The following is a 26714-nucleotide window of genomic DNA, read 5'->3' on the forward strand; positions in this document are numbered from 1 at the left end:
GATGTCCAAAATTTTGTTTCGTTCACTAACTCAAGGTTAGCTACTAAAAACTTTATTGATTACGTTTTGCTTGTTCAGTTTTCAAGGTTCATTTCATTACCACTTGTTTAGCAGCAACTCTTATATAATATCATGTCGCAAACTCAATGTCAACAATTAATTTATTTAATTTAATTGTTTATCTGTAGATGTCTTAGCGACTTTTCTAATATTACACGCTTATATTAAAAAGGTCAACACTTTTTCTAAAAAAAATTATACATTTTTCATTTCATTGAAAAACTTCCTATTAAATAGCTACAAAAAAAAATTAACAAAGAGAGGCAGGGTCAAGAGAAGTCGAGCCTGTTCGCTTTCTCGTCATTCTATTTTCTTCACCCTATTTCTCCGCAATACAAAGCCCAGAAGATTTTACTGTCCGTAAAATTTTCTGGGCTGCTTTGTTATTTATTGAGGTTTTGTCTCAATTTCTTTTTATGATATTAACTATGTGTTTTATCCGCGCTAATCAAACTTCATCCCTTTTAATAAATCCGCAAACGCATTATTAATCGGTTCAGCTTCTTTTTCTTGTTGCTTCATGTACTTCTGTACACTACGCTTATCTACTTTTCCACCGCCTTCTTTTTTACGACGGGCTTCAAATGCAGATAACTTTTCACGATAACCACATTTACATACGAAGATTTGGCCTTCACCTTCACCACGTAGTTCTAACTTTTTCTTACATTGAGGGCATCGTGCGTTTGTGACGCGTGATACGTTTTTACGATGACCACATTCACGATCTTGGCAGACAAGCATTTTGCCTTTTTTACCGTTGACTTCAAGCATTGGCTTACCGCAATCAGGACATGATTTTGTTGAGATATTGTCATGCTTATATTTTTTATCACTTGCTTTAATTTCAGCGACTATTTCTTGAGTGTGCTTTTTCATCTCATTAATGAACACGTCTTTTTTCAACTTACCTTTTGAAATTAGCTCAAGCTTTTGCTCCCACTCGGCTGTTGTTGCAGGAGAACGTAATTCTTCAGGCACTAAGTCAAGTAATTGACGACCTTTAGATGTAATGTAAATTTCTTTGCCGCCGCGTTTTTCGATTAAGAACGAATTAAAGAGCTTCTCAATAATATCTGCTCGTGTTGCAACTGTCCCTAACCCGCCTGTTGATTTCAACGTATCAACAAGCTTCTTGTCGTTCGTTTCCATATACTTCGTAGGATTTTCCATAGCTGATAGTAATGTTGCCTCTGTAAAACGTGCTGGTGGCTTTGTTTGACCAGACGTTTGGGCAATTAGCTTTGTTTTTAACACTTGTCCTTGTTCTAAACGAGGAAGCAGTTGCTCTTTGACATCATCTGTTGATTCTTCATCATCAAAACGATTTTGATATACTTCTTTCCAACCAGCAATAGTGACTGTTTTCCCTTTGGCAATAAATTTCTCATTACCGATTTGAGCTTGTACTGTTAATTGCTCGTATTCTTGTGCTGGGAATAATACAGCTAAAAATCGTTTTACTACTAAATCATATATTTTACGCTCTTTATCATTGAATGCAGATAAGTTCACATAGCCTTCAGTTGGAATGATGGCATGGTGATCGGACACTTTACTGTCATCTACAAATGATTTATTCGCTTTTATCGGTTTTGTTAAAATTTTATTCGCTAATGTGCGATATTCGCCGTTGCCACATGCTTTTAGACGCTCAGGTAATGTGCCTACAATATCAGATGATAAATAGCGTGAATCTGTACGAGGGTATGTCAGCACTTTATGAGATTCATATAGCTTTTGCATAATATTTAATGTTTCTTTTGCCGAATAACCAAATAATTTATTGGCATCTCGTTGTAATTCTGTTAAATCATACAGACCTGGGGCAAATGATTTTTTAGGCTTACGGTCAATTGAAATGATTTTTGCATCTTGGTTACCTAACGCTTTAACAATAACGTCGGTTTTTTCTTTATTGAAGCTACGTGAATTACCATTTGCGTCTTGCCATGTAAGCTTTAAAGAATCTGTTTGTGCTTCAATACCGTAGTACGTTTGTGGCTTGAAGTTTTTAATTTCATCTTCGCGTGCAGCGATAATCGCAACAGTTGGAGTTTGAACACGGCCACAGTTCAGCTGTGCATTAAATCTTGTCGTTAATGCTCGTGTCGCATTTAATCCGATATACCAATCCGCTTCAGAACGAGCAACAGCAGCAGCATATAAATTATCGTAGTTTTTCCCCGGTTTTAAATTAGCAAATCCTTCTTTGATCGCTTTATCTGTAACAGATGAAATCCATAAACGTTTAATTGGCTTTTTCACATTTGCTTTGTCAATAATCCATCGAGCAACTAATTCACCTTCACGCCCAGCATCAGTAGCGACAATGATTTCATTGACATCATTACGAGTTAACTGTGATTTGACCGCATTATATTGCTTACCCGTTTGCTTCATAACGACTAACTTCATTCGTTCTGGCAACATCGGAAGGTCTTCTAAATTCCATGTTTTATATTTATTATCGTAGGCTTCTGGATCAGCTAATGTCACTAAATGACCTAATGCCCAAGTAACTATATATTTGTCACCTTCTAAAAATCCGTTCCCTTTTTTATTACATTTCAAAACATTTGCTATATCACGTGCAACTGAAGGTTTTTCAGCAATAACTACACTTTTAACCATATATTCGTACTCCTTTACTAACTATGTACTGTCTAATATACCATAAGTTCGGGGCAGAAATTATTTAGAGCCATCTACTTAGTCTTCATAATAGTCATTGCCGGAGAAATGATTAGGTAGTGATGAAAACTGATCGGGTACTTCAGAGAATTGATCAGGTAGCCTGATAACCGCTCGGGTAGCTTGGAAATTTGATCAGGTACGCTCGATAACTGCTCGGGTAGCTTGGAAATTTGATCACGTTCCCCACAGATCTGATCGGGTAGAAGATTAATTTAAAGAGCAAATTCACAATTAGCGTGAATTTGCTCTTCTTTTCTATGCTTCAAATAAAAATATCGAAGAGGAATTGCATACTCAAACTCTTAAAACATATGTTGAGTTAACAGAATGTTCACAAAATCGAAAGGGGATGAATGAATGGATGCTCGAACTTTCAGACCTCGGAATGTGATTTGTATGACGATTGTTGTTTTTGTATCGGTGTTAATTGGTTACGGAATATATATAAACTTTATTGATGTTCCCTTTCCATGACGGCCTTACTTCTTTAACTGACTTAACAAGTATTTTCGGTTGTCTAGTATGCGCTGATCTTTTGGCTTAAATTTACGCGCTGCTTCATTATGCTGATGTGCATTTTCATAGAGACGTAAGCGATTGTATAACAAACTTAACTGAAAATGCGGAAGCCATGTGGAATAAGCATACTTTTGAATACCCATCGTTTGTTCTACAGGCTGCTGTAATGCTTGCGAATACCAATAAATGGCCTCTTTATTTTTCAATTGCTCCATAAAAAAATGACCAATTCGACAGCATGTTTCTGGTCTTGGTCGATCATATAATAATGATTGTAAAATAACTTGTGTTGCTTGTTTTGAATCGTGTAGCTGTTGGTAGCAATCCGCTAAATTTAAGCAAGCTTCAATATTATCATCAGCAGTTCCATTTGTGGAATCTAGGAAAATATTATAGTGATTAATTGCTTCTAAAAATCGCTGATGGAATTTTAGTTCATTTGCATAATGAAACGTTTCTCTAGCTGAAAATGGGTGCCCTTCTTTCTTCAAACGCTCATAAATATTAATATTGCGATGGATATCACTTTTTCTTGGCAAATGTGTAACTGCTATATCGCTATGGTAGCGCTGGCCTGTTACATCTAAATACTCATGGGCGGCACCCCGCCACTGAAAATTACGTGCACGTTTTACGAGACGAAATCTTTTTTCACTTGATTCTACACAGCCATCAGCATCGAGCGTTACATAATAATCCATTGAAACAGCGTCGACGTTAGGGTAATAAAGCGATTGTTTAAGCTGTAGGAACTTTTGCTGATGTTCTGTTGTGATCACATCATCAGCATCGAGCCATAAAATAAAATCTTTCGTAGCTTGCTGAAAAGAAAAGTTACGAGCTTTGGCAAAGTCATCACACCAAGTAAAGTCGAAAATTCGAGAGGTATAGTTTTGGACGATATTTTTTGTACGATCAGTTGAGCCCGTATCAATAATATTGATTTCATCCACTAAATGTTGAACGGAGTCTAGGCATCTTTCAATAATACATTCTTCATTTTTGACAATCATACATAAACTAATCGTAAACATCTGCCCCCTCCTTTTTTTGTAATAATATATGCAAGCTCAAAAATTTATCGAGGCTTTTTACCATTTTATCGCCCTACTTTTTGAATTTATCGCTCAACTTTTTTAATTTGTCACCTAACTTTTTGTTTTTATCACCCAACTTTTCCGTTTTATCGACATACACCCCAAAAAGCACAAAAAAACGAACGTTGCACACGTTCGTTTTTTTGTCTTATAAGTATTGTTCACGCCACTTTAGTTGTTCTTTTTCTGTGAGCTGTTGTTCTAGGTGAGAATCCCATTGATTTAACAGGGCATTCCATACACGAACGAACAAAATATCTTGTTCTTTATCGTGAAGGACAAATTCAAAGCACGGGATATCATTAATTTGTTTTGCGTCTGTTTGAACAATCTTTGCAATTATTTTTTGAGAGGCTCCGGCTTCTTCGTCATCCTCTTGCTGTAACGCTTCTATTAACATCGCTTCTTCATAATGCTCTTGCTTCTCAGCCTCTTCATCGACATAACGATATAGCTCTGGTAGATCATCATATTCTTCCATATTGTCCTCGTCGACTGCAAGAAATGCAAGATGGCATGGGCTATAGTAAAGGTTGGCCATTTCAACATCTAGCTCCTCTTCAAAGATGCCACGTTCCAGTTGCTGCTGTCCTTTAGAGGTTAATCTATAGAAGCCTTCCGTTTGCTCAATAAGACTTACTCGAGACATTAATGATACTAAATCCTCAATAAATAATGGATCGACTAGCAATAACTCACTTAATTCTTGTGCGTTTGCAAAATCAGCTTCCTGTATGCTGACTAATAGCATTGTCATCAAGACATCCATAGTGGAACGACGAATTGGCTCATAGGTCGCTTCTACTGTTCGGATTGGAATACACCATTCATTGGTTTTAACGATTTTAATATTTCGATTTTGCTGAAGTTCACGCATTAAGCGCTGCTGTAATTTTGACAATCTACATCACCTGTCCTTCATGATTACGCAAGCCGTTATAGGATTTCACTGTCTCTAACAGATTGTTATACATCTCTCGCGTATCTTGATGCTTCGCACGTTTGGCAAACATCTCAGCACTTCCGACAAGTAGTAATAGTTCTCGGGCACGAGATAAGGCAACGTTTAAGCGGCGATAATCTTTTGCAAAGCCAACGTCTCCCCCTTTAGGCGTATTACGTACCATACTAACTAATATGACGTCCATCTCCATACCTTGGAACTTATCGACTGTCCCGGTTCTAAATTGAAGATGTGGTAGCTGTAATTCCTGTTGCAGAAGGCGATTAATTTTCTTTACCTGCTCCCCGTAGAAGCTTATAACCCCAACACTTTTTTGTGCATCCTGAGGTATGCGTCCCGCTGCTTTAGCTTCAATAACAGCCTTATTCATATCTATTAAAATGCGTCGAATTGTTTGTAATTCACCCTCATTGTAACGACTCGTTCCGCCCTTTACCTGCTCCTCTAGATAAGGTTTTTCGGTTGGAATATCAACCCATAGCAAATGATCATCACGGTTTACAAATTGTCCTTCTAGACAATGGTCTCGTGCTGCATCTGAATCAGGTAAACCACATTGCAGACCATTTTCCTCTTTCGCGTAAAACGGTGTAATACTGTGCATAATTTTCTCATGCATTCGGTACTGCAATGCCAACATTTGCTTATGTGTTTGCGGTAAATTATTAAATAAACGTTCAAACAGCGATTCACGCAGTAAATTTTTTAATTCTTGTGCGCCGTCAAAGTTTGGATTTTCATCGAGCATTACTTTTAACGTTTCCTCCAACGTATCATCTCCAAGTAATGGAGGTAGCTGATGATGATCGCCCACTAAAATAACTTTTTTACCTTTAAGCATTGGCAACAATAGCTCTGGTGGTGTTGCCTTTGATACTTCATCAATAATGACAACATCAAACGTCGGGTAGTTTTCCATAAATTCCTTACTTGCCGAAGCTACGCATGTTGTACCGATAACATTCGCATGACGCACATATAATTTACGGATTTCATCTAAATCATATTCAGTAGCATTTTGCAGCTTGTCACGCCATTGTTCTTGTAATTTTTTTCGAAGAGGGAGCTGCTGTTCCTTGCGCTGTAATTCCACTATTGCTGTTTTCGAGGCTGCAATTGCTTCCACTACTTCCTCGGAAGTGCGCTCTGGTGTTGATTGTAGAAGCTTTGTGCAAGCTGTGAGCTGCTTCTCCTTCTTCAATCCAGCTATATTAATTTCTTTAATGTTTTCTTCTAATTGTGTTAGCTGTTGTTCAATCTCTTGTAAGCTAGTCTGCGCTGTTTGAAGTGCCGCTTTCTTTGGTAGGAGCTGTGTATTAGCATGCTCAACTGCCTCAAGCTCTTGACGTACTGTTTGAAGAGAAGATTTTGATTGCGATACAAGCATTTTTAAATGCTCTACAGACTCTTCTGGCTCAGCATCAATTCGGAATGTCTCAACTAGCTGCTGCAGTCGTTCTGTATGCTGTAAATATGGTTGTAATTGTCGCTGTATGCTTTGAACGTCGAAGCTGGTAATTGCACACTCTTGATGTAATAAGCCACCAATACCTTTACGCAAGGACTCAAACTCCCGATCTTTATGATCTTGTTGTTGTTTAAGAGCTATACCTTTTTGCCAGACAAAATCACGACGCATATATAATCCGAGCAAGAAACTCTCAAGTTGCGCGACAGGTGGTGTTTGATCATCTTGAAAGGCAGTATTGAGTTGTGCAAAAACACCTGTTAGATTTTGCAACGAAAACGATTGAACTGGCTGCAATCTACTTTTAGCAAGGGCATGTTCTTTTTCTTCATAAGATACTAACGACTCAAGCTTTGCGATCGCTTTTTGTAAACGTGAATTGATGGTTGCCCATGCCTCTAAATCTTTGGCATCCTCTAAATGCTGCAAACGACTAATTTGCTGTGATAGCACATAAGATGGGCGAATGTGATAATGTTGTAAAAATCGTTGGATTCGCTCATAGGACGTTAAAGTGCTGATATATTGTTCGGCTTCCTTCATTAATCGAAGAAGATTATTTTCCTCTTCATATTTCGATTGGATATCTTTGAACTGCAGTGCTAGATGCTGCTTTTGCTCTTGCAGCTCCTTATATTGAGAAGCCGCTTCCAATTGCTCAATTTTTTGAGTAGTTTCCTCTATAGTAAGCTTTAGCTGCTCTATAGATGGGCTTTCAGCAAGGGTTTGCTCAAGCGACTTTACAGCAGGCTCGATTTGCGCCAGCTGTTTTTCGTAATGCTCTTTATGTGCTTCGCTCTCCTGCTGCTCAACTTTTGCAGCCTTTAATTCTTTCTTTAACGCTTGTATTTCCTGCTGTAAAATTGGCTCGTCAATTGCAGCCTGTTCTTTTGCAGCTATTTCCTTTGTTAGTTCCTCAAGCCATGCCTCAAGCTTTTCTAGCTCTTCCTCGGCCTTGGTAATACTTAATTTTAGTTCTTGTTCACGGTCTGTAAAAGCTGTGATTTCCTCTTCAATCGCTGCGAGAGTTTGCTCACGCCAATGCAGCGCAACATTCTCCTCAATAAATTTTTTACCCTCTTCTTCAATACTTTCCGTTCTACCATAGCGTAAAATTCGAATTTCTTGATTGGAAAGCAGTCGTCCTAAAGCATTATCCACGGCTAAATTTGATTGAGAGGCAACGAGTGTTTTTAAGCCAGCCTTGACATTTTGCTGACAAATTTCAGAAATAACGGTTGTCTTCCCTGTACCAGGAGGTCCTTGAATCACATATAAATCTTCAACAGACAATGCTCCTAAAACAGCTCGTCGTTGATATTCGTTTAAATTATTGTGAAAAACAATATCCTCTCGAAGCTTTGATGCTCGGACAGTTGGACGTTTTTCAAATAGTATTGTCTCTAAATTAGGGTTAACTGCCTCGCCTTTTTCTAGCTTTGTAAAACCATTGCGTAATCGTCTAATTTGGCTTAATGTCGCAAAATTACTAAAGCTCGCCTGCTTTGAACGAAGGTTAAGTTGATCTTTACGCGCTAAATCTTGCACAAAAGGCTTTAAGTCAATTTCTACTGTCTGCTTCCCTGCATTAGCCTTTAATACTTGTCCAATTTCACCGCGTACCCCTTGAATATTCACACTTAAGCCTTCAAGCTTCTTCCATTCCTTCGATTTTATATAAGGGCAGACAATTGTCAGCCTAGTAAAATCTTCATTAAAATAGCTTTGCTTAAATTCTGTATGAATATCATCAATGGTCGCATCACGTTCTTGAATTTTTAAATAGCCTTCCCAGCTCGAGATACGCTTTTTCACATATTCTGTGCGCTCCTCGGCTATCGGTAGCTCTCTTATTTTTTTATGAAGATCGAGCGGAATCCCTGCTCCATTATTAGGTCTTGTAACTAATTGTAAGGCTGCTGGTAAGCGTCGGTTTGTATTGATTGGACCTCGCATATGTACAAAACGAATATTTGTAGCTAGCAATCCCTCAACCTTTAGCACACAATCCATAATGGCTGTTTTCTCAGCAAGGACGTCGGTTAACTTTTCATTTTGCTCCGCATTAAAATAAATCGATAAAAATGTTTCACCAACTGTTTTTGCTTTGCGCTTTTCGATATAGACGGTAAATGTATTTTGTAAGGCAAAAAAGGCATGCTCATTTGCTGAGCATTCCTCTACCGCTTCCTTCGCCTTATTAGTCAATATTAGACTACAGCGTTGTTTTTCTAGTATAGCGATGTCCTGCATGAGCAGCCCTCCCTTCCGTTTCACTAAAATGCAATTTTATCACATCGTAAAAGGATACATCAATTATGCCTCGGCATAATTGCGTCCGGAATCGACTTTGTGCCTGCACAAACAACTCCTTTCCGATTCCGTGACATCCGCCGGAGGCTTTAGGCCAACACGAAGTTGGTCACTCAGTCGTTGCCACAGGACGTGGCGTTCTTAGACTGAGTTCCTCTGTTTCAGCGGGTGTTTGAACACCAGCTGAAAGAAGTTAAAAAGAAAAATCCCCTGCACAGTGATTTCCTTCCACTGCACAAGGGATAAATTTTATTTTAATGTTGATCAATCGGTTCTTTCGGCAATGTTTTGCTCATTTCACAATACTGCACAAAAACACGAGCCAATTCACGTAAACGATTATGAACATCTTCATCGACAATCTTATTATCTGCATCAAAGTGAGATGTGTGTGTGTATACATAGTTCGGAGTTACAAGTGCACGGAAGTAGTCTAAAATTGGCTTTAACTGATTTTCTACTACTAAATGGTGCTGATATGTGCCACCATTGGCCACGATCGATACTGGCTTATAGCGCATTGTTTTCGGATGCAAGAAGTCAAATGCATTTTTTAAAACGCCTGGAATTGATGCTTGGAAAATCGGTGTAGCGATAATATACGCATCCGCTTCCTCAAACTTTTGAATCATTTCCTTCATGTCATCATTTAACGGTGAACCGTCTACAATTTGATGCTTATATTGACTAAAATGCATAATTTCTAACTCGAAACTAGCATCTAATTCTTTAATATATTGCTCCACTTGCTCTAAAATAGCACCAGTTTTACGACCAAACATTGTGCCATCAACGAGTAAAATTTTCATTTTCACTTTGCCTCCACATTTATCTTCTACAATAATATTGTAACAAATGAAAAGAGGCACGGGAAGAATTGTAGTGGTTAAAACCGTAAATTCAGTCTTTAGGCGGAATGTAGTCTATGCAAGAAATATCGCTTTAGAAAGAAACTTTGGCATGTCGATTACTTGTTATTAAAATACTATTTTCACAGATGAATTGGTTAACCACTCTTATCCATAGTTAGAAGAAGCTGATTTTAGCTGCGGGCGAGCGTCGAGCCGCTTCCTCCACTTCGCTCCGTGCAGGGTCTTCTCGCTTTCCCGCGGGAGTCAAGTAGCCCTCCGCTACAATCAGCGAAAAATGAATATATATAACGAAAATGTCAATAATAAATCCCTTTTCAGACAATTATAAACCTATATTTTCCTAATCGACGTGCCTGATATTTTCATTATTATTTGGTTCATCAACAAAAATTTAAGGATGACATTTGTTAAAGCATATACCATATGTATAAGTTGATTGGAGTGGAGACTGGGCGACTCCTTGGGGATTAGCGATAGAGGAACAGGAAAAAACCCCTCGCTATGGAGATGAGCCCATTATTTATCCTCACGATGTTGGAAATTTACTTCTTTATCTACAAAGGTTTCCTCTACTTTATATTTATCTCGATTAATAACGACTTCACGATTTACTTTATCTCCTTCATCGCTAGTACTCGATAATTTACGATTATTCCAATTAAATAATTGCTCCCTTGAAACGTCCTCATCCTGTGTTTCAGGGAAATCTAGCTTAGCCAATTCCTGAGATGGATAAATTGTAACTGGCTGTTTATCGCCGTACAGCGCAATAACGATCATCGCCTTCGCAACTTGGGAAGCTTCTATAGCTCTTGAACGCTTTAATGGCCCAACTAAAAGTGGCTTTGCTAACTTTAAAACCCTCTCTCCCACCTTTTCACCTAAGCGTAATTCTTCCCTCTCCCCTACTAATAAAGATGGGCGAATAATGGAAAGTCTTTGTAAGCCCAGCTCCATAAGATCATGTTCAAGCTTTCCTTTTACTCGATTATAGTAAAATGGAGAATTTTCTTTTGCTCCCATTGCTGTGATGACAAGCATATGTGGGATTCCTCGATTTTTTGCTAACGAGGCAATAGTTAGCGGATATTCAAAATCAACTTTCTCAAATTCCTCACGAGATCCTACCTTTTTAATCGTTGTCCCTAAACAACAATACAGCTCATGTGCAAATTCGATATCTTTTTCCTCTAAAGTATCAAAATTACGAATTTTCACTTCTAGCTTTGGATGCGAAAATGCTGGTGCTCTTCGTGCAATAACCGTCACTGAAACATATTCATCATTTTCACATAATTGTTCTACAAGAGAGGCACCTGTTAATCCAGTAGCCCCTACAACAATCGCTGCGCGCATTCCCATTGGTTGTACCCCCTTCTAAGATCCGTTCGCTCTAGAAGTCGCACTGCTGGAACAAAATCAGCAAGCTTCTATTAAAAAACCGAAACAATCATATGTATCTTCCCGCAAACTCTACTTTATTTATCGGTCAAAGAAGGAGCTCTTACTCAATTAATTTTAGGAGTTTTCAAAAACTACTTATATGACATAAATTATCTAATCCTAATTTTTTACACATACTTGCCCATCATTCACCATAGTTTAAATAGACGGATGAAAGGATGGGATACATTTGCAAAACGAAATTCAAGCAATGGAACTAAAAAAGACGATTGTTTTCATTATTGAAAGCTGTATTGATAAAGGGCTGTATCCTTTTGAACGGGTTGCAACGCTGGCAAAGCTACTTGCAAATGAAAAAGTTTTCATATTTGTAAAGACCCCTTCAAATGATGGGATTCAAATTTTAATGAATGAAAAGCTCTCGCCGATTTTATTTGAACATTTCGATGAGCTACCAAAGCACATGAAAGGTATTCAGCCTGATTTAATTGTAAGAGATGGCCGTAACTCCGAAAGCTGGCAAGTACAAAATTTACGACCGTTCTGCAAAACAATCATTCATTTTGATGATTTTGGTGAGGGTGGTCAAGCCTGTGACTGCGTATTGTTAGCACTCTATCAAGAAGTTAAAGACTATTTACCATCTCATTATATTGGCGGAAGCTTCAACTTTGCATTACCAGAAGCCTTCCAGAATTTTGATGATAGACCAGACAGTAAAACACCTGAAAACCCACCTCATATTGTCGTTGCTTTTGAGGATGGGGACGAGCATAACTTAACCTACCGTACTCTTCGACACTTAACGCAGCTACAAATCCCACTACAAATTACAGTGATGATTGACGATAGCTATCGACATGCAACAGATGATTTGCAAATGATGGTGCTTAGTCGTCGTAATACTGCCATTCTTCGTGATAAAAACGCACTCCTAAAACTATTACCAAAAGCAGATGTTATTATTTGTAATGCTAACTATACACCTTATAAAATCGCCTCTTATGGTGTACCTTGTATTACACTTGCACAAACAGAAGCTGAGCTATTACATGCATTCCCTCGTGAACTGAACGGCTTTATCCACCTTGGACTTGGTCGCAAAATGAAGCAATCACAAATTCAAAATGCTGTAATGGAATTTCTATTACACGAGGCTCGAAGCGAACGGGCTGTTAAAAAACAGCGACAACTTAATCTTACAGGTAACAATGAAGCGCTACAGTCATTGCTTTTAGATTTCGCTTATGATCGTCATAATATCGCTTCTACTTAGTGATTCTTTGAAGGTGGATATGATACAATATAGTAGAATTTTTCACTTTCGTTTATCTTCAATAACAAGAAGTGGATTCAAGCATCTTAAGTACCCGATTGATTTTAACTAATAAGCGGTGGGGGATAAAAAACCTCCATCGCTTTTACCTTCTTTCAGCAGGTGTTTAGACACCTGCTGAAAGAAGGTAAAGCCTCCGGCGGATGTCATGGAATCGAAAAGGAGTTAATAAAGGATGTTAGCCTAAAATCATCGCATCCATGCGATAACGGCTAACTGACCTGCATCCTGCAGGCCTAAACACAAAGCCGATTCCGGACTCAATTATGCCGAGGCATAATTGATATACGCATTCGTTATACAAAATATACACAAAAAGGAGCAATCATCATGCCATCAAAAAGTGATATTGAATATCAAATTAGAGAGCTAAAAATGGATTATATGAATTTACAAGGCGACATTGAGAAGCTTGAATCTACAGGTCATAATGATCAAGTGGCAAAAGCAGAGCAACGCCTTGCGAATATGGAAGCAACACTAGCGGAATTAAACAAACAATTAGCAGATCTTTAAAAATGAAAATATCTAGCGGTTATAAAAAAGCTTAACCGCTATCTCGGAGGAACATATATGGCAATATTAACAGTAGAAAATTTAGGTCATTCATTCGGTGACCGCACGCTTTTTAAAGATGTCTCTTTTCGTTTAGTTGAAGGTGATCATATTGGTCTAGTAGGTGCAAATGGGGTTGGTAAATCAACATTAATGGGCATCATTACAGGCCAAGCTATCCACGATACTGGGAAAGTTGAATGGCTTCCTGGAACACATTACGGCTATTTAGATCAGCACACTGTATTGACAGCTGGTCGAACAATGCGTGATGCATTACGTGACGCCTTCCTTCCTTTATATAAAAAAGAAGAAGAGCTCAATGAAATTACAGGAAAAATGGCTGAAGCAACACCTGAAGAATTGGAAGTTTTACTAGAGCAAATGGCAGAAGCGCAAGATGCTTTGGATGCAGGTGATTTCTATTCCCTTGATATGAAAATTGAGGAGGTTGCACGAGGTCTTGGTCTTGATGCAATCGGCTTGGAACGTGATGTCGCTGCTCTTTCCGGTGGTCAACGTACAAAGGTTTTACTAGCTAAGCTATTACTTGAAAAACCAAAAGTATTATTACTAGATGAGCCGACGAACTATCTTGATGAAGAGCATATTACATGGTTGAAAAACTATTTAAAGAACTATCCACACGCTTTCTTATTAATTTCGCATGATACAGAGTTTATGAATGAAACGGTTGATGTTATCTTCCAACTAGAATTTTCAAAACTAACTCGCTATACAGCGACATATGAAAAGTTTTTAGAGCTTGCTGAAATCAACAAGCGCCAGCATATCGATGCCTATGAAAAACAACAGGAATTCATTAAAAAACAAGAGGATTTCATTGCGAAAAATAAAGCTCGCTACTCAACTACTGGCCGTGCAAAATCTCGCGCCAAGCAACTTGACCGCTTAGAGCGTATCGATCGTCCTGAAACTGCTGTAAAACCTGAATTTGGCTTTAAAGAGGCACGTTCTTCAAGTCGTTATGTAGTAGAGGCTGAAAACTTAGTCATTGGATACGACAAAGAAAAGCCGTTACTTCCCCCGCTTACCTTTGAGATTGAACGTGGGGAAAAAATTGCTCTAGTCGGTATGAATGGTGTCGGTAAATCAACATTATTAAAAACGATGCTAGGCAAAATAAACCCACTGGATGGAAAAGTTATTCGTGGGGACTATCTTTACCCATCTTACTTCGAACAAGAAGTAAAGGCAGACAAAATTACACCAATCGATGATGTATGGAATGCCTTCCCTTCTATGGAGCAAGCACAAGTGCGTGCAGCATTAGCACGTGCGGGACTAAAAACGGAGCATATTACTCGCCCACTTAATTCTTTATCTGGTGGTGAGCAAGCTAAGGTACGTTTATGTAAGTTAATGATGGAAGAGGCAAACTGGCTCATATTTGACGAACCGACAAATCACTTAGATGTCGATGCAAAAGATGAGCTAAAGCGTGCCATGAAAGAATTTAAAGGCACAATCGTGTTAGTAAGCCATGAACCTGATTTCTATGAAGGTTTAGCAACAAAAGTTTGGAATGTCCAAGACTGGTTTACTTCAGGGCAACAAAGCTAGGAATATTATTAATGTGGGCAGTTACCGATGTGATTCTAGGATCACTCGGTGCTGCCCTCTTTTTTGTGCTTAAAATCGGATATGGGTAGTATCATTTTGGCAGTTATATTACCTACCTGAGCGGTTTCTTGGTCTACCCGAGCAGTTACTTGGCTTACCTGAGCAGTTATTCGACCAACCCGATCAGTTCTCAGACCTACCTGAGCAGTTCCCTGGTCAACCCGAGCAGTTTCTCGATCTACCCGAGCAGTTACTTGGCCAACCCGATCAGTTCCCTGAACCACCCGAACTCTTGGAAACACTCCTCTTCTCAGCCCCAAATAAAAAGTTTATTTATCTAAGCATAAAAACCTGTATTCAATCATATTAATAATGAGTGGATTAACAATATATCTATCTCCATTAATTCAGACTATTTCTCTCTATATTAGAACAGCTCTCTTTATTCTATTAGCATCTATTATTAATATTGGATAAACTTACATCATTGTAAGCTGAATTTGCGAAACTTTTCGCTCCTTCGTGCGTATATTTTAATATAGTTAAAAAAATAGCATTTCTGTTTAAGTTTTTTCAAATAACTATTGATTTATATATAGCTTACTAGTAAGATATATGTATAACCTAATTAACTTACTAATAAGATATATATTAAATATAATCCTAAAAAGAAAGCGGGGAATGAAGAATGACAGTTACAATTTATTCACAAGCGAGCTGTTCTTCATCCAGAAAAGCACTAAAATGGTTAAAAGATCACAACATCGAATATAAAGAAAAACGAATTACTTCACATCCACTAACACTTGCTGAATTTAAAGAGATTTTAAGCATGACAGAAGATGGAACAGACGAAATTATTGCAACTAACTCAAATGATTTTAAAAATCTTAATATTGATATTGAGCAGCTCTCTATTCAAGAGTTGTTTGAAATCATCCAGGCTCACCCAAGAATGTTACGAAGCCCTATCTTAATTGATGAAAAACGTATTCAAGTTGGGTACAATGAGATGGACATCCGTCGTTTTATTCCACGCAAAGTACGTGCTTATGAGTTAAACGCGATGACAAGATTGGCACAAGAAAGTTAAAACAGTTTTGGAGTTGACCTTATATGGATCAAGAAAAAGAAAGAGCCATTACCTCATTGTTTGAAGTAGTATCTTCCATTGAGCGTAAGTGGGCAAACGAGTGGAATAATCATAATGTACTCGGCTTTTCAAAATCCCATATTTTAATTTTAGACTACTTATCGCAGGAGGGACCAAAGCGCCCTTCTGCCATTGCTGATCGGTTAAAAGTGACAACTGGTGGTGTTACTGTATTAACAAGTAAGCTCATTAATGCTGGCTTTATTGAAAAAACACAGCATGCAACAGATCGACGAGCATCTCAATTGAAAATTACAGCGGATGGCGAAAATATTTTGGAAGAATCCCGTCTGCAAGTTAGCGACCTTATACACAATATGTTTGGTATGCTGACAGCTGAGGAAGTACAAACATTACGTGATATATTTTCAAAATTACTCAATGCGGAACCTAATCGATATGAGTAAACGCTTCATTTTCACACCTTAAAAAGTTAGACATGCATCTAACTTTTTAAGGTGTTTTTCATTTGGCCAAATTTTGGTGTTTATCCCCCTTACCACCGACTGCCAAGCTTCATCGGTTGTATGACATAATATAAAGTCTCTGCGCTCCAGTTTTTCCACAGGATTGTCGGGGCACTCACCTACTAGCCTTTTATGCTTCCAAAGATCCCCCCACCCAAACTATTTTTAGACGCTTAGTTTAAACCGGAATTTGGCGCTTTTACTTCTTCTGGAATACCACATTCATAATGTTTCCCAGCTCTTAAATTCACAAATTCTTCCTTCGCTTTTTTAATAACATCTGGATCTAGTAAGGAATCAAGAGCAGCTCCTGCCATCGCTTTTGCCGCATAATGCATCCCCTTCATACCAAGTGAAGATCCAAAAGCAGCAGTTGCTTGCCAAGTATGCACTTGGACCCCATATGGAGCACAAGTTGTAAATACCTGACCAAGAGGTGCAATCCACGAAACGTCCCCTAAATCGCTAGAACCTTGCATGGTTTGGCGAAAAGTTTGTGGCATATGAAATACCTGCTCCACCAATACCTCTTCACTTATTTCATTCGGTACAAAAGATTGTTGGGCGGTACCTGCAAGAACAGAAGGATCTAATGAAGACTGTAGTGATTTTGCAAAAGTGAGCTCGTCCTCTGTAAAAGATAATGGTGGTAGCTCGTTCCACTGCGTTAACATTTGCTCATTTAATGTGAAATTCGGTAATGTATCGTAACACCCTGCCTTCAGCTCCCAATGCACTTCTGTTTCTGTCATCATCGCTGCCCCTTTTGCCACTTTAATGAGTCTGCGTTCTAAATCTTTGACAGCATCACGATTTGCTCCGCGTAGGTAATAATAGACACTTGCTTTATCTGGAACAATATTAGGTGCTAAGCCACCATTTGTAATTTGATAATGAATACGAGAACCATCTGGCACGTGCTCCCGTAAATAGTTGGCTCCGACATTCGTCAATTCAACAGCATCAAGCGCACTTCTCCCCAAATGTGGCGCACCAGCAGCATGTGCTGTCCGACCTGAAAAATAAAATTCAATGGCAGTGAGTGCTTGCATAGAGAAGTTCGCAGTCATGTTAAACGTGAATGGATGCCACGTATAGACAACATCTAAATCATCAAAAACACCGGCACGTGCCATATACGATTTTCCAGATAACAATTCCTCCGCTGGGCATCCATAATAACGAATCGTTCCTTGTAAATTGTTAAGCTTCATCACGTCTTTTAAGGCAACTACAGCTTCTACTCCAGCCGTTCCTAATAAATTGTGACCACAACCATGACCAGGTGCCCCCTCCTCTACAGGCGAATATAATGAACTGACTTTCTGCGATAAACCTGGAAGCGCATCAAACTCTCCTAAAAACCCAATAAACGGACTACCTGATCCCCACTGTGCATAAAAGGCAGTTTGTACATCATCAATCGGCGTAACAATATCAAATCCTTCTTTTTTCAAAAAATCTTGTTGCAGCGAGGAAGCAAATGTTTCTTCATAGCCTAGCTGAGGATTGTCCCAAATTTTCTTTGCCATCTGACTGAAAGTTTCTTCATGTAGTTGCATCCAATTAAATAATTGCTTCTTCATAATTAGTATCCCTCCACAGATTTTATATTTGTTTGTTGCTGATGGTTAACTGGTAACGTAACAGCGATTACAGCTGCGATTACACACATAATGGCTAAAAATATAAATGATGTTTTAAAGGAACCACCTGATACATTAATTAAATAACCCATAATTATTGGCGAAATAATCCCGGCAGCTTGTCCACCAAAATTTACTACACCAAAAGCTGTCCCAACATTTTGTTGATTGACAACACGGTGTGGCGTTGTAAATATAAAAGAGGCCATAAAAGAGACAAATATAAAGGCGATTGATTGATACGTAATAGCTAGTGCTGCAGAAGCGGCTGTAGACATGAGAAATAAACAAACAGCTAGCACAACTGCTCCAAAAATTACGCCATATTTTGAACGTCCTCCTAGCTTTGAGATGATCCGACCACTGATAATCATTCCAATAGCTGCGAAAATAGCTGGTATAGCAGCAATGAATCCTACATTTTTTAAATCTAAACCATGCACCTGCATTAAATATGTTGGCATCCATGAGCTCAATCCCCAGTTCGCAATATTAATAAAGAAGAAAATAAAAAGCACACGCATTAGATAAGTATTTTTTAATACTTTGCTAAAAGAGCCCTTCTCTTCGCTTTCCTTTCGCTCCTCTGCTATAAATGTCTGTGCATTTTTCGTACTCCACAAAAGAGCGATTACAAAAATAAGTCCTAAACCAGAAATTAAGAAAAATACATTGCGCCAATCCATTAGCAATAATAGAGGAGCACAAATAATAGGAGCGATAGCACTACCTATCATATTGGATGACATCATTGTCGCTTGAGCCTTTGTACGTTGTTCTTTCTGAAAATATATAGAGATTGCTTTTGTACTTGCGGCAGGATATCCCCCTTCCCCAATACCAAATAAAAATCGAATTAAGAGCAATGAAGTGAGTGACCAAGCTAGCCCTGTAAATGCAGTGAAAACTGACCAAAAAACAACGGCACCAATTAATAATTTAATCGGTCCGTACTTATCCGTTAGCCATCCACCAGGAATTTGCATCACAGCATATCCAAAGAAGAACGCACTTAAAACAAATCCTAGTTCAGTGGCTGATAAGGACAAATCTTTGCTAATACTAATTAAAGCTAGGCTAATAGCAGTCCGGTCAATGTAAGAAACCATCCATCCAAAGAACAAAACGCCTAAAATTAAATTACTGCGTTTTTTCAGTTCGACATTCATAACTCCACCCCTTTCATCAAATTATCTAAATATTAAGAAAAAATAAGGACGAAATCATTAGAATATCTTACAATGTTTATAAAAGTTCATTAGAATATATTCTGAAATTTAGGGAATGGAGTCGAAATAACGATGTCTCTAGGGGAACATGAATTTATATTGAACGATGACAATTGTAGCTTTTATATTTATAGTGCAACAAAGGAATGGTCTTTATTTTCTGGTCAGCCCTGTAATATAAACCCCGACCTTAAAGGAATACATTGGGATAAGCAACAGCAACGCTTCAGTGCAACGTTATACATACCTGAGCCAAATGAGTATATGGTACAAGGGATCATTTTTGGAGATTTTACAGGCTATGATGAGCAATTTTTAGCTTGGCAGCTAGAAAAGACCTTCTATCAGAAAATCCTCATACAACAACGTGAACAAAAATTAGCAATCATTCAGCTAATGGGTGCGATGAATTCAACTTTGAAAATCAAAACGCTATTGCAAACGATCATGGATTTTGCCATTTTAGCTATTCCAGTAATTGATCGTGGATTTTTAATGTTATTCAACCCTGAAATGAAGCGTTTAATTACAGTAGCTAGTGCGGGTGTGACAGAACGTATCTTTGATTATACCCCGCAATTAGGCGAGGGAATGGCAGGTTATACATTTCAAACAGGTATATCAGACATTTACACCTATCAAGAAGCATTAGAGATCATGAGGAATATCACGAAATTTAATCGAGACGCATTAACGGAAGCTGTACATTTAGGATCAATCGAGAATATTACATCGATGGCTGTTCCTATTGCCTTTAATGAAAGAAAACTAGGTGTGATGGTTGTCCATCAATATACAAATAAGCGTGCTTTTCAACAAAGTGATTTAAGACTTCTAGAAAGCTTCGCATCGCAGGCAGCAGTTGCTATAAGAAATGCGGAAGCATATGAAGAAATAGAACGGCTAAATGCTTACTTTGTAAAGCAAGATGAAATACATCAAATCTTTATTAAACTATCCTTGCAAAATGTACAAGAAATGAAAATCATTCAAACAACGAAGGAATTATTACAATTAGACGTTCAATATGTAAATTTAGCAGATCGTAAAACGTTTTTACAGCTGGAGAAGATGGACAAGCTCGCAACAATTAACGAGGAACAATTAATTGATATAGGCTATGTTTTTCCGATCGGAAATGAAAAAGAAACTTTTGGCTATATAATTATTCAGGGTGTGGAGCAATTAACGAGTCAGCAACGTATGATTATTGAAAACGCGGCGATGAGCTTAACTTTAAAATCATTACAAATACAAGCAGCTGGACAAACGAATTTTAAAGAACGTTTTGAGCTTTTCCAACAACTTATCTCTGGACGAGCCCCTCTCGTTGATTCTCGTTATGATGAGTTAGGACTTGATATCAAGAAGCCAACATTCGTCGTAAAATTTAAGCTAAAACACTTTTCTCATAAAAATAGTATGCAATTTATTCAACATGTACAGCAATATTTTAAAGATCAGCATTTTATATTTACACAGCGTGAAACGGTCGTTTGGGTACTACAAGGAGATACAGCGTTTCGTCAAAAAATAAAACAACAATTAACGCAAGCAATCATCAGTTGGGTTCAGTTTTATCATCAACAAGTTGCAATTGGCATAGGGGCTGTACAGGATCACTTACTAAAGGTCGCTCAGAGTGCAGAAGAAAGTAAGCAAGCACTCAGGCTAGCTTTGCACCACGCACAAAAAGAAGATGAAGTAACAATTATTAGTTATGAAGATCTAGGTATTAATCGATTATTTAGCAAGCAAAGCGAAGAAGAGCTCGGACAATTTGTTCATGATATATTAGCTCCGTTATACAAGTTAAAAGATGAAACTTTACTTAAAACACTTCGTTGTTACATTCATCAAAATCGTTCTATTTCGAAAACAGCTTCTACTTTACACATTCATCAAAATACACTCTACCATCGACTCGAAAAAATTGAGCAATTATTAGATCGAGATTTACACAATCCAGCACATTATTTAGAGATTCATTTAGCCCTGCATTTAAGTGAGTGAGTGAAAATTCGAGGTTCTACAGCGTTGTTCGAGGTTTTATCAGCGATTCTGGCACTTTATCAGCGATGTTTGAGGTTTTATCAGCGATTCTGGCGCCTTATCAGCGATGTTCGAGGTTTTATCAGCGATTCTGGCGCTTTATCAGCGATGTTCGAGGTTTTATCAGCGATTCTGGCGCTTTATCAGCGATGTTTGACTAAAGTCGTGTAACTAGCGGTGGGATTTCGAGGTTTAGCGGCGCTTCTCCTTTGGTTAGCGGCGCAATTCATAGGTTTAGCGGCGAAATCCAATATAAGCTGGAAAATTTAGCGAAACTAAAGTCAGGGTTGAAAAACTTTGTATAGAATTTTACACAATATTAAGGATTTGACTCGGTCTACCAGGATTCCAGCACTTTTACCGGCGTTGTTCTCTGTTTTACCAGCGATAAAATCAAAAAAAGATGCATCGCAAAGTAATTTTGCAATACATCTTTTTTGAATTGGCCGAACGAATACTTCCGTCTAAGTAATTATTTAGTGCGACCAATGCATGTTATCATGCTGGTAGCACAGACTCTACTATTGATACATCAGCCATAAGCATTTCTTTCAAACGAGCTTTTGCACGGAATAAACGAGATTTCACAGTACCAATTGAAACTTTCATAATTGAAGAAATTTCAGCAAGTGAATATTGGTCTATATAGAAATACCATAATGTTTTACGATATATCCCATCTAATTGACCCATTTTATCCTGTACTAATTTAGTTACAATATCTTTTTCAATTTTTTCTTCAGTTGAAATGTCATTGTTGGGAACCAAATCTAAAATCGGTACGTCTAATGTTTCAGGTTGGTTCATCATGTATTTACTGCGTCGTGCTTTTTTACGATAGCGATCTCTAAATGTATTCATTGTAATTGTTGTAAGCCAAGCTTTAATATGCTCCACCTCGGCAACGCTATCCTCATAGCGCACAACTTTTACCCATACTTCTTGCATTAAATCTTCAGCTTCTACATTATTGCGAGTAAGTTTTAAACATAAGTGGTATATGTAACGATTGTATTCCTCATATACGCCTTCTAATTTTTCATTCATTGTGTATTCCTCCGCTTCTTGTTCTTGCTTCTATACACATTCTCGCAAAATAATGTATTACACTCTATCGTATTGGCTTTCAATTACATTACAATCGTGTAAGCTTAGATGCTTTCACTTGTAATATTCGTAAATATTGTTTTATTACTATACTTCTTTTTCGATAGAAAGCTTCTTAACACGCCCTTCCACCTCTTTTTTATTGTACTTTCAATAACTTTCCCTTAAATTGCCAAAATAAAGTTCGGATTATTCAAATAACTAAAGGTGTGGAGAACAATAAGAAAAGGAGAAGCAAATTTTAGCCTCTGATGAGTCTTCATTCTCAACAGGTGCCAAATTCGTCATCGATGGTGAAGCAACAGCAAAATAAAAGGCGGGATTAAATATGAAACTAAAAGATAAAGTAGCAATCGTAACAGGAGGCGTAAGTGACATAACACGATCTGAATTGGATCATTTTTTTCTAATCAAATACAAAAAAATGTTATATGATAAATAAAATAGGTTATAAAAGGAGCTGGCTATTATGATCTTCTCACCATTATTTGAACACGATGTACCTGAAGTTATTCTCCCTTAACGGAGAATCTTCATATCTCCGTTAAGGACAGGCATTGTCTAGAGATAACGGAGGGGAAAAAATGAAAAAAACCTTATTAGGTTCCTTATATTTATCACTTGCTGCTAGCATTTGGGGCGGCATGTATGTAGTAGTTAAAGTAATTGTCGATACTATTCCACCTTTAGAATTAGTCTGGCTGCGCTATATGATTGCAATAATTGCCTTGTTCATCATTGGCATTATTACAAAACAATCGTGGCGAATCGATAAACGGGACTGGCTGTTAATCTTTATGATTGGGCTAATCGGAAATACGATTTCTATCGTTGCCCAAGAGATAGGTACTATGCTGTCTACTGCTCAAATGGGAGCCATCATTACTGCAACAACACCGGCGTTTATGGTTGTTTTTGCGCGGTTCATTTTAAAAGAAAAACTCACCTTACGAAAAGCTGTTTCTATTATTCTAGCGACATTTGGAGTCTATATGATAGTAGGTAATGCACATATCGATTCCTCACATCAATTAGGCGGGGTTGCTCTACTAATCGCTGCCCTAACCTGGTCACTGATGTCCGTCCTTATTAAACGGGTACCGGAGCAGTATTCACAAATCGTTGTCACTAGCTACGGAACACTTGTCGCTGTCATTGTCTTAACACCTTTAGCCATTCCACGATTAATAAATTTAGACTTCCATGCTATGGCAGAACCATCAATCTGGGGTGGCCTACTCTACTTAGGCGTTATCTCTACTGCGTGTGGCTTCTTACTCTGGAATCGTGGATTACAGATGCTCAATGCCGCAAGTGGTGGTTTATTTTTCTTCTTTCAACCAATCGTCGGCACCTTCCTAGGATGGCTATTACTAGGCGAACAAATCGGCGTATCTTTTTGGGTTGGAACTGTATTAATCTTTAGTGGCGTACTATTGGTTATTCGAGAAGAATGACTGAAACGTACAAAAACCGAACTACAAAAGAGCTTTTTTAACATAATAAACCCCCTGTTCGTTGGAACAGGGGGTTATATTTTAAATTTCTTTTCTTCTACGTTGTAATAACAAGCATGCTAAAGCTACTAAGACTAAACCAATTACTTGGTATAAAGTTGTGTTACTTTCCCCTGTTTGAGGCAAGCGTTCAGCTTTATTTGGAGTTTGTTGCTTCTCTTTGTCAGCTTTTAGATCTTGTACAGCTTTGTTGATATGCTTTTCTACTACATTACCCGCATTTTTTAGATCATTTGTTTTTTCAATCGGTTCTGCCAGTTGCTCTTCTTGTTTCTCTGGAATTATTTTTTGTTCCTCTTTACCTGTATCTTCGGAGTCTTTCGTTTCACTCTGTTCCACTGGTTTTTCACTTGGTTCCACCGTTTTTTCTGTTGGTGCCATTGGTTTTTCACTTGGTTCCACTGACTTTTCTGTTGGTGCCACTGGTTTTTCTGTCGGTTCCACTGGCTTTTCTGTTGGCTCCACTGGCTTTTCTGTTGGCTCCACTGACTTTTCTGTTGGTGCCACTGGTTTTTCTGTCGGTTCCACCGGTTTTTCTGTTGGTGCGACTGGTTCTTCTGTCGGTTCCACTGGTTTTTCTGTCGGTTCCACCGGTTTTTCTGTTGGTGCGACTGGTTTTTCTGTCGGTTCTACCGGTTTTTCTGTTGGTGCCACTGGTTTTTCTGTTGGTTCCACTGGCTTTTCTGTTGGTTCCACTGGCTTTTCTGTTGGTTCCACTGGCTTTTCTGTTGGTGCCACTGGTTTTTCTGTTGGTTCCACTGGTTTTTCTGTTGGTTCCACTGGTTTTTCACTTGGTTCCACTGGTTTTTCTGTTGGCTCCACTGGTTTTTCTGTTGGTTCCACTGGTTTTTCTGTTGGTTCCACTGGTTTTTCACTTGGTTCCACTGGTTTTTCATTTGGTTCCACTGGTTTTTCTGTTGGCTCCACTGGTTTTTCTGTTGGTTCCACTGATTTTTCACTTGGTTCCACTGGTTTTTCACTTGGTTCCACTGGTTTTTCACTTGGTTCCACTGGTTTTTCACTTGGTTCCACTGGTTTTTCTGTTGGTTCCACTGGTTTTTCTGTTGGTTCTACTGTTTTTTCTATTTTAGTATTTAAAATATTATAACCATCTACTTTAGACTCATAGCCCTCGACCGCTTGCTCTTTCACAGCATATTTGATTTCTTTACCGTTTACTGTGTATTGGTCTAAGTTATCGAAGTTATATTTCCAACCATTTTCTGCTGTTACTGTTTTTGTAGAAATAACCGCATCGTCTTTTAGTAAATCTACTTTGATTTCTGAAGGGCGATCTTGTTCACTATCGTTGCTCCAAGTTTTCGTTCCCTCAATTGAGATTTTTCTCATACTGTTGCTAATCGGTACTTCTACACCTTTTAGAGCTCCAGCTTCTATTGTAAATGGAATTTTCTTATTTGCGTCAAATGTTACATATTCAGGAGCTGATACTTCTTGTACATAGTACTCACCAGCTTTCAAGTTTTGTACTTCTACAATTCCTTTTTCATCGGTTGTATAATAATCACCAATTTGTTGATCATCTGATGAGAAAACTTTAAATTGAACCCCTGGAATGACTTGCTCTTTATTACCATCTATATATTTCAGTATTCTTAATGTACCTTTGTCTGGTAAATCTCCTACAGCCCAACCATTAGCAAAAATATTTTTTACTTGAGCAACGTTTTTCTCATGTACTGGGGCTTGGTTGTTGACTTTGTAAGCCAAATCATATTCATTCTTCAGATATTTTTCATTTACCCCTTCAGCTGTAATAGTCGTTTTATAACTTACAGTGAATGATGTTAAGCTTGCATACCCTCGATAAATCACTACATTAAATGAATTATCACTCGTAAAACCCACATATCCAAGCCCATTTCTTTGAAACTCTTCAAGTGTGAATTGCTGATTACCATACGGGCCGCTTGTTTGGATAAAGAAACTATCTTTCTGTAGTTGTTGACCGTCTTTTGAAAAATCTTGTAACACGATATCACTATCAAGATATTCTTTCTTTAAGTTGAAGTTTAGGAACCAGCGAACTTCATCTGAGTTATTGGGCTGAATATCTCCTGATTTATGAAAGAATATTCCTGGTGAAGAACCATTACTTTTTGGATGCGTAATTGTTACAGCTTGCTCACTTAAATCTGTTCCAAAATCCGTATGAATCGTTTTTGTAACTCCAGATTCTACATTTGTTGCTTGAATAGTAAAGTTAAAGTAACCTCTAATATTTTCACGTTTCTCTACTTTGTCATTGAACGTACATACGACTTGTCCGCTAGTCACATTACATGAACCATAATCTTCTAGATTAATATTCGAATTGAAACCTTTTAATTCAGGTGGCAATGTCATCGTAATTGTATCGCCTGTTTTTAATCTCAGATTAGGTTTTTCACTAAATGTTACATAAATCCCTGTTTGTTCACCGTATGATAAATCTGTTTTTTTAATTTCCACACTATCAATAAACCCTGTTTTGTTTAGTTCTTGTGCTTTTCCGATCACGGGTACAATTGTTTGAAATAGTACGACTACAAAACATAATAATAATGGAAATATTTTCTTACTTCGCATGATTTATAAACCTCCTGTTTGAATTTCTAATTTCAGAGCATTGTATTTAGATTCCCTCTAACATACTAGTATTAAATTTCACGTG

The 26714-nt window shown here is 38.0% G+C and carries 17 protein-coding genes; 7 read left to right on the top strand and 10 right to left on the bottom strand.

The features are described from left to right. Positions 1–504 precede the first annotated feature (504 nt). The 6 genes from ACQKMV_RS20510 to ACQKMV_RS20535 all read right to left on the bottom strand — a co-directional run bounded on the left by ACQKMV_RS20510 (position 505) and on the right by ACQKMV_RS20535 (position 11352). Complete coding sequence (locus ACQKMV_RS20510) at positions 505–2694, bottom strand: DNA topoisomerase III (protein ID WP_427506152.1); 2190 nt, start codon at positions 2692–2694, stop codon at positions 505–507. Between the two features lie 542 nt (positions 2695–3236). Then, positions 3237–4310 carry a glycosyltransferase gene (locus ACQKMV_RS20515; protein WP_427506153.1) on the bottom strand — a complete coding sequence of 358 codons (1074 nt, stop codon included), beginning with the start codon at positions 4308–4310 and terminating at the stop codon, positions 3237–3239. A 211-nt stretch (positions 4311–4521) separates the two neighbouring features. Next, positions 4522–5274: a hypothetical protein gene (locus ACQKMV_RS20520; protein ID WP_427506155.1), complete on the bottom strand. Its 753-nt coding sequence runs from the start codon at positions 5272–5274 to the stop codon at positions 4522–4524. Position 5275: 1 nt separating this feature from the next. Next, on the bottom strand, positions 5276–9058 hold the full coding sequence (locus ACQKMV_RS20525; protein WP_427506157.1) for a DEAD/DEAH box helicase: 3783 nt from the start codon (positions 9056–9058) through the stop codon (positions 5276–5278). A gap of 314 nt (positions 9059–9372) precedes the next feature. Then, complete coding sequence (locus ACQKMV_RS20530) at positions 9373–9927, bottom strand: NADPH-dependent FMN reductase (RefSeq protein WP_403015993.1); 555 nt, start codon at positions 9925–9927, stop codon at positions 9373–9375. Between the two features lie 579 nt (positions 9928–10506). Further along, positions 10507–11352 carry an NAD(P)H-binding protein gene (locus tag ACQKMV_RS20535; protein ID WP_427506159.1) on the bottom strand — a complete coding sequence of 282 codons (846 nt, stop codon included), beginning with the start codon at positions 11350–11352 and terminating at the stop codon, positions 10507–10509. 271 nt (positions 11353–11623) lie between these two features. Here ACQKMV_RS20535 and ACQKMV_RS20540 point away from each other — a divergent pair, with 271 nt between their 5' ends. The 5 genes from ACQKMV_RS20540 to ACQKMV_RS20560 all read left to right on the top strand — a co-directional run bounded on the left by ACQKMV_RS20540 (position 11624) and on the right by ACQKMV_RS20560 (position 16429). Then, positions 11624–12670: a PseG/SpsG family protein gene (locus ACQKMV_RS20540; RefSeq protein WP_427506160.1), complete on the top strand. Its 1047-nt coding sequence runs from the start codon at positions 11624–11626 to the stop codon at positions 12668–12670. A 390-nt stretch (positions 12671–13060) separates the two neighbouring features. Continuing rightward, positions 13061–13246 carry an SE1832 family protein gene (locus tag ACQKMV_RS20545; RefSeq protein ID WP_427426321.1) on the top strand — a complete coding sequence of 62 codons (186 nt, stop codon included), beginning with the start codon at positions 13061–13063 and terminating at the stop codon, positions 13244–13246. A gap of 57 nt (positions 13247–13303) precedes the next feature. Further along, positions 13304–14869: an ABC-F family ATP-binding cassette domain-containing protein gene (locus tag ACQKMV_RS20550; protein WP_427506161.1), complete on the top strand. Its 1566-nt coding sequence runs from the start codon at positions 13304–13306 to the stop codon at positions 14867–14869. 688 nt (positions 14870–15557) lie between these two features. Then, the gene (gene spx / locus ACQKMV_RS20555; protein WP_427426323.1) at positions 15558–15962 is read left to right on the top strand and encodes a transcriptional regulator Spx; all 405 of its coding nucleotides are present in this window, start codon (positions 15558–15560) and stop codon (positions 15960–15962) included. A gap of 23 nt (positions 15963–15985) precedes the next feature. After that, a complete protein-coding gene (locus ACQKMV_RS20560; protein ID WP_427506163.1) occupies positions 15986–16429 on the top strand; it encodes a MarR family winged helix-turn-helix transcriptional regulator in 444 nt (147 codons plus the stop codon). Between the two features lie 233 nt (positions 16430–16662). Here the strand turns inward: ACQKMV_RS20560 and ACQKMV_RS20565 are convergent, their stop codons facing one another. Together ACQKMV_RS20565 and ACQKMV_RS20570 are read right to left on the bottom strand one after the other, a co-directional pair. Continuing rightward, positions 16663–18075: an amidohydrolase gene (locus ACQKMV_RS20565; RefSeq protein ID WP_427506164.1), complete on the bottom strand. Its 1413-nt coding sequence runs from the start codon at positions 18073–18075 to the stop codon at positions 16663–16665. 2 nt (positions 18076–18077) lie between these two features. Then, positions 18078–19304 (bottom strand): MFS transporter, encoded by a 1227-nt coding sequence (locus ACQKMV_RS20570; protein ID WP_427506165.1) that lies wholly within the window; start codon positions 19302–19304, stop codon positions 18078–18080. 132 nt (positions 19305–19436) lie between these two features. Here ACQKMV_RS20570 and ACQKMV_RS20575 point away from each other — a divergent pair, with 132 nt between their 5' ends. Continuing rightward, positions 19437–21377 carry a helix-turn-helix domain-containing protein gene (locus ACQKMV_RS20575; protein WP_427506167.1) on the top strand — a complete coding sequence of 647 codons (1941 nt, stop codon included), beginning with the start codon at positions 19437–19439 and terminating at the stop codon, positions 21375–21377. Between the two features lie 537 nt (positions 21378–21914). On the opposite strand, the gene ACQKMV_RS20580 is transcribed toward ACQKMV_RS20575, so the two are convergent. Further along, positions 21915–22463 carry an RNA polymerase sigma factor gene (locus ACQKMV_RS20580; RefSeq protein ID WP_427426329.1) on the bottom strand — a complete coding sequence of 183 codons (549 nt, stop codon included), beginning with the start codon at positions 22461–22463 and terminating at the stop codon, positions 21915–21917. A 644-nt stretch (positions 22464–23107) separates the two neighbouring features. Here ACQKMV_RS20580 and ACQKMV_RS20585 point away from each other — a divergent pair. Further along, positions 23108–23980 (top strand): DMT family transporter, encoded by an 873-nt coding sequence (locus tag ACQKMV_RS20585; RefSeq protein ID WP_427506168.1) that lies wholly within the window; start codon positions 23108–23110, stop codon positions 23978–23980. Positions 23981–24061: 81 nt separating this feature from the next. Here the strand turns inward: ACQKMV_RS20585 and ACQKMV_RS20590 are convergent, their stop codons facing one another. Then, on the bottom strand, positions 24062–26629 hold the full coding sequence (locus ACQKMV_RS20590; RefSeq protein ID WP_427506169.1) for a Cna B-type domain-containing protein: 2568 nt from the start codon (positions 26627–26629) through the stop codon (positions 24062–24064). Positions 26630–26714 lie beyond the last annotated feature (85 nt).

Origin of the sequence: Lysinibacillus sp. NPDC094403, from assembly GCF_050278745.1 — a bacterium.
Classification (GTDB): domain Bacteria; phylum Bacillota; class Bacilli; order Bacillales_A; family Planococcaceae; genus Lysinibacillus.

Coding starts and splice junctions, on each gene's coding strand:
- ACQKMV_RS20545 (WP_427426321.1), top strand. CDS start 13,061: ATGCCATCAAAAAGTGATATTGAATATCAAATTAGAGAGCTAAAAATG.
- ACQKMV_RS20580 (WP_427426329.1), bottom strand. CDS start 22,463: ATGAATGAAAAATTAGAAGGCGTATATGAGGAATACAATCGTTACATA.
- ACQKMV_RS20585 (WP_427506168.1), top strand. CDS start 23,108: ATGAAAAAAACCTTATTAGGTTCCTTATATTTATCACTTGCTGCTAGC.
- spx (WP_427426323.1), top strand. CDS start 15,558: ATGACAGTTACAATTTATTCACAAGCGAGCTGTTCTTCATCCAGAAAA.
- ACQKMV_RS20590 (WP_427506169.1), bottom strand. CDS start 26,629: ATGCGAAGTAAGAAAATATTTCCATTATTATTATGTTTTGTAGTCGTA.
- ACQKMV_RS20510 (WP_427506152.1), bottom strand. CDS start 2,694: ATGGTTAAAAGTGTAGTTATTGCTGAAAAACCTTCAGTTGCACGTGAT.
- ACQKMV_RS20515 (WP_427506153.1), bottom strand. CDS start 4,310: ATGTTTACGATTAGTTTATGTATGATTGTCAAAAATGAAGAATGTATT.
- ACQKMV_RS20525 (WP_427506157.1), bottom strand. CDS start 9,058: ATGCAGGACATCGCTATACTAGAAAAACAACGCTGTAGTCTAATATTG.
- ACQKMV_RS20535 (WP_427506159.1), bottom strand. CDS start 11,352: ATGGGAATGCGCGCAGCGATTGTTGTAGGGGCTACTGGATTAACAGGT.
- ACQKMV_RS20550 (WP_427506161.1), top strand. CDS start 13,304: ATGGCAATATTAACAGTAGAAAATTTAGGTCATTCATTCGGTGACCGC.
- ACQKMV_RS20565 (WP_427506164.1), bottom strand. CDS start 18,075: ATGAAGAAGCAATTATTTAATTGGATGCAACTACATGAAGAAACTTTC.
- ACQKMV_RS20575 (WP_427506167.1), top strand. CDS start 19,437: ATGTCTCTAGGGGAACATGAATTTATATTGAACGATGACAATTGTAGC.
- ACQKMV_RS20530 (WP_403015993.1), bottom strand. CDS start 9,927: ATGAAAATTTTACTCGTTGATGGCACAATGTTTGGTCGTAAAACTGGT.
- ACQKMV_RS20570 (WP_427506165.1), bottom strand. CDS start 19,304: ATGAATGTCGAACTGAAAAAACGCAGTAATTTAATTTTAGGCGTTTTG.
- ACQKMV_RS20560 (WP_427506163.1), top strand. CDS start 15,986: ATGGATCAAGAAAAAGAAAGAGCCATTACCTCATTGTTTGAAGTAGTA.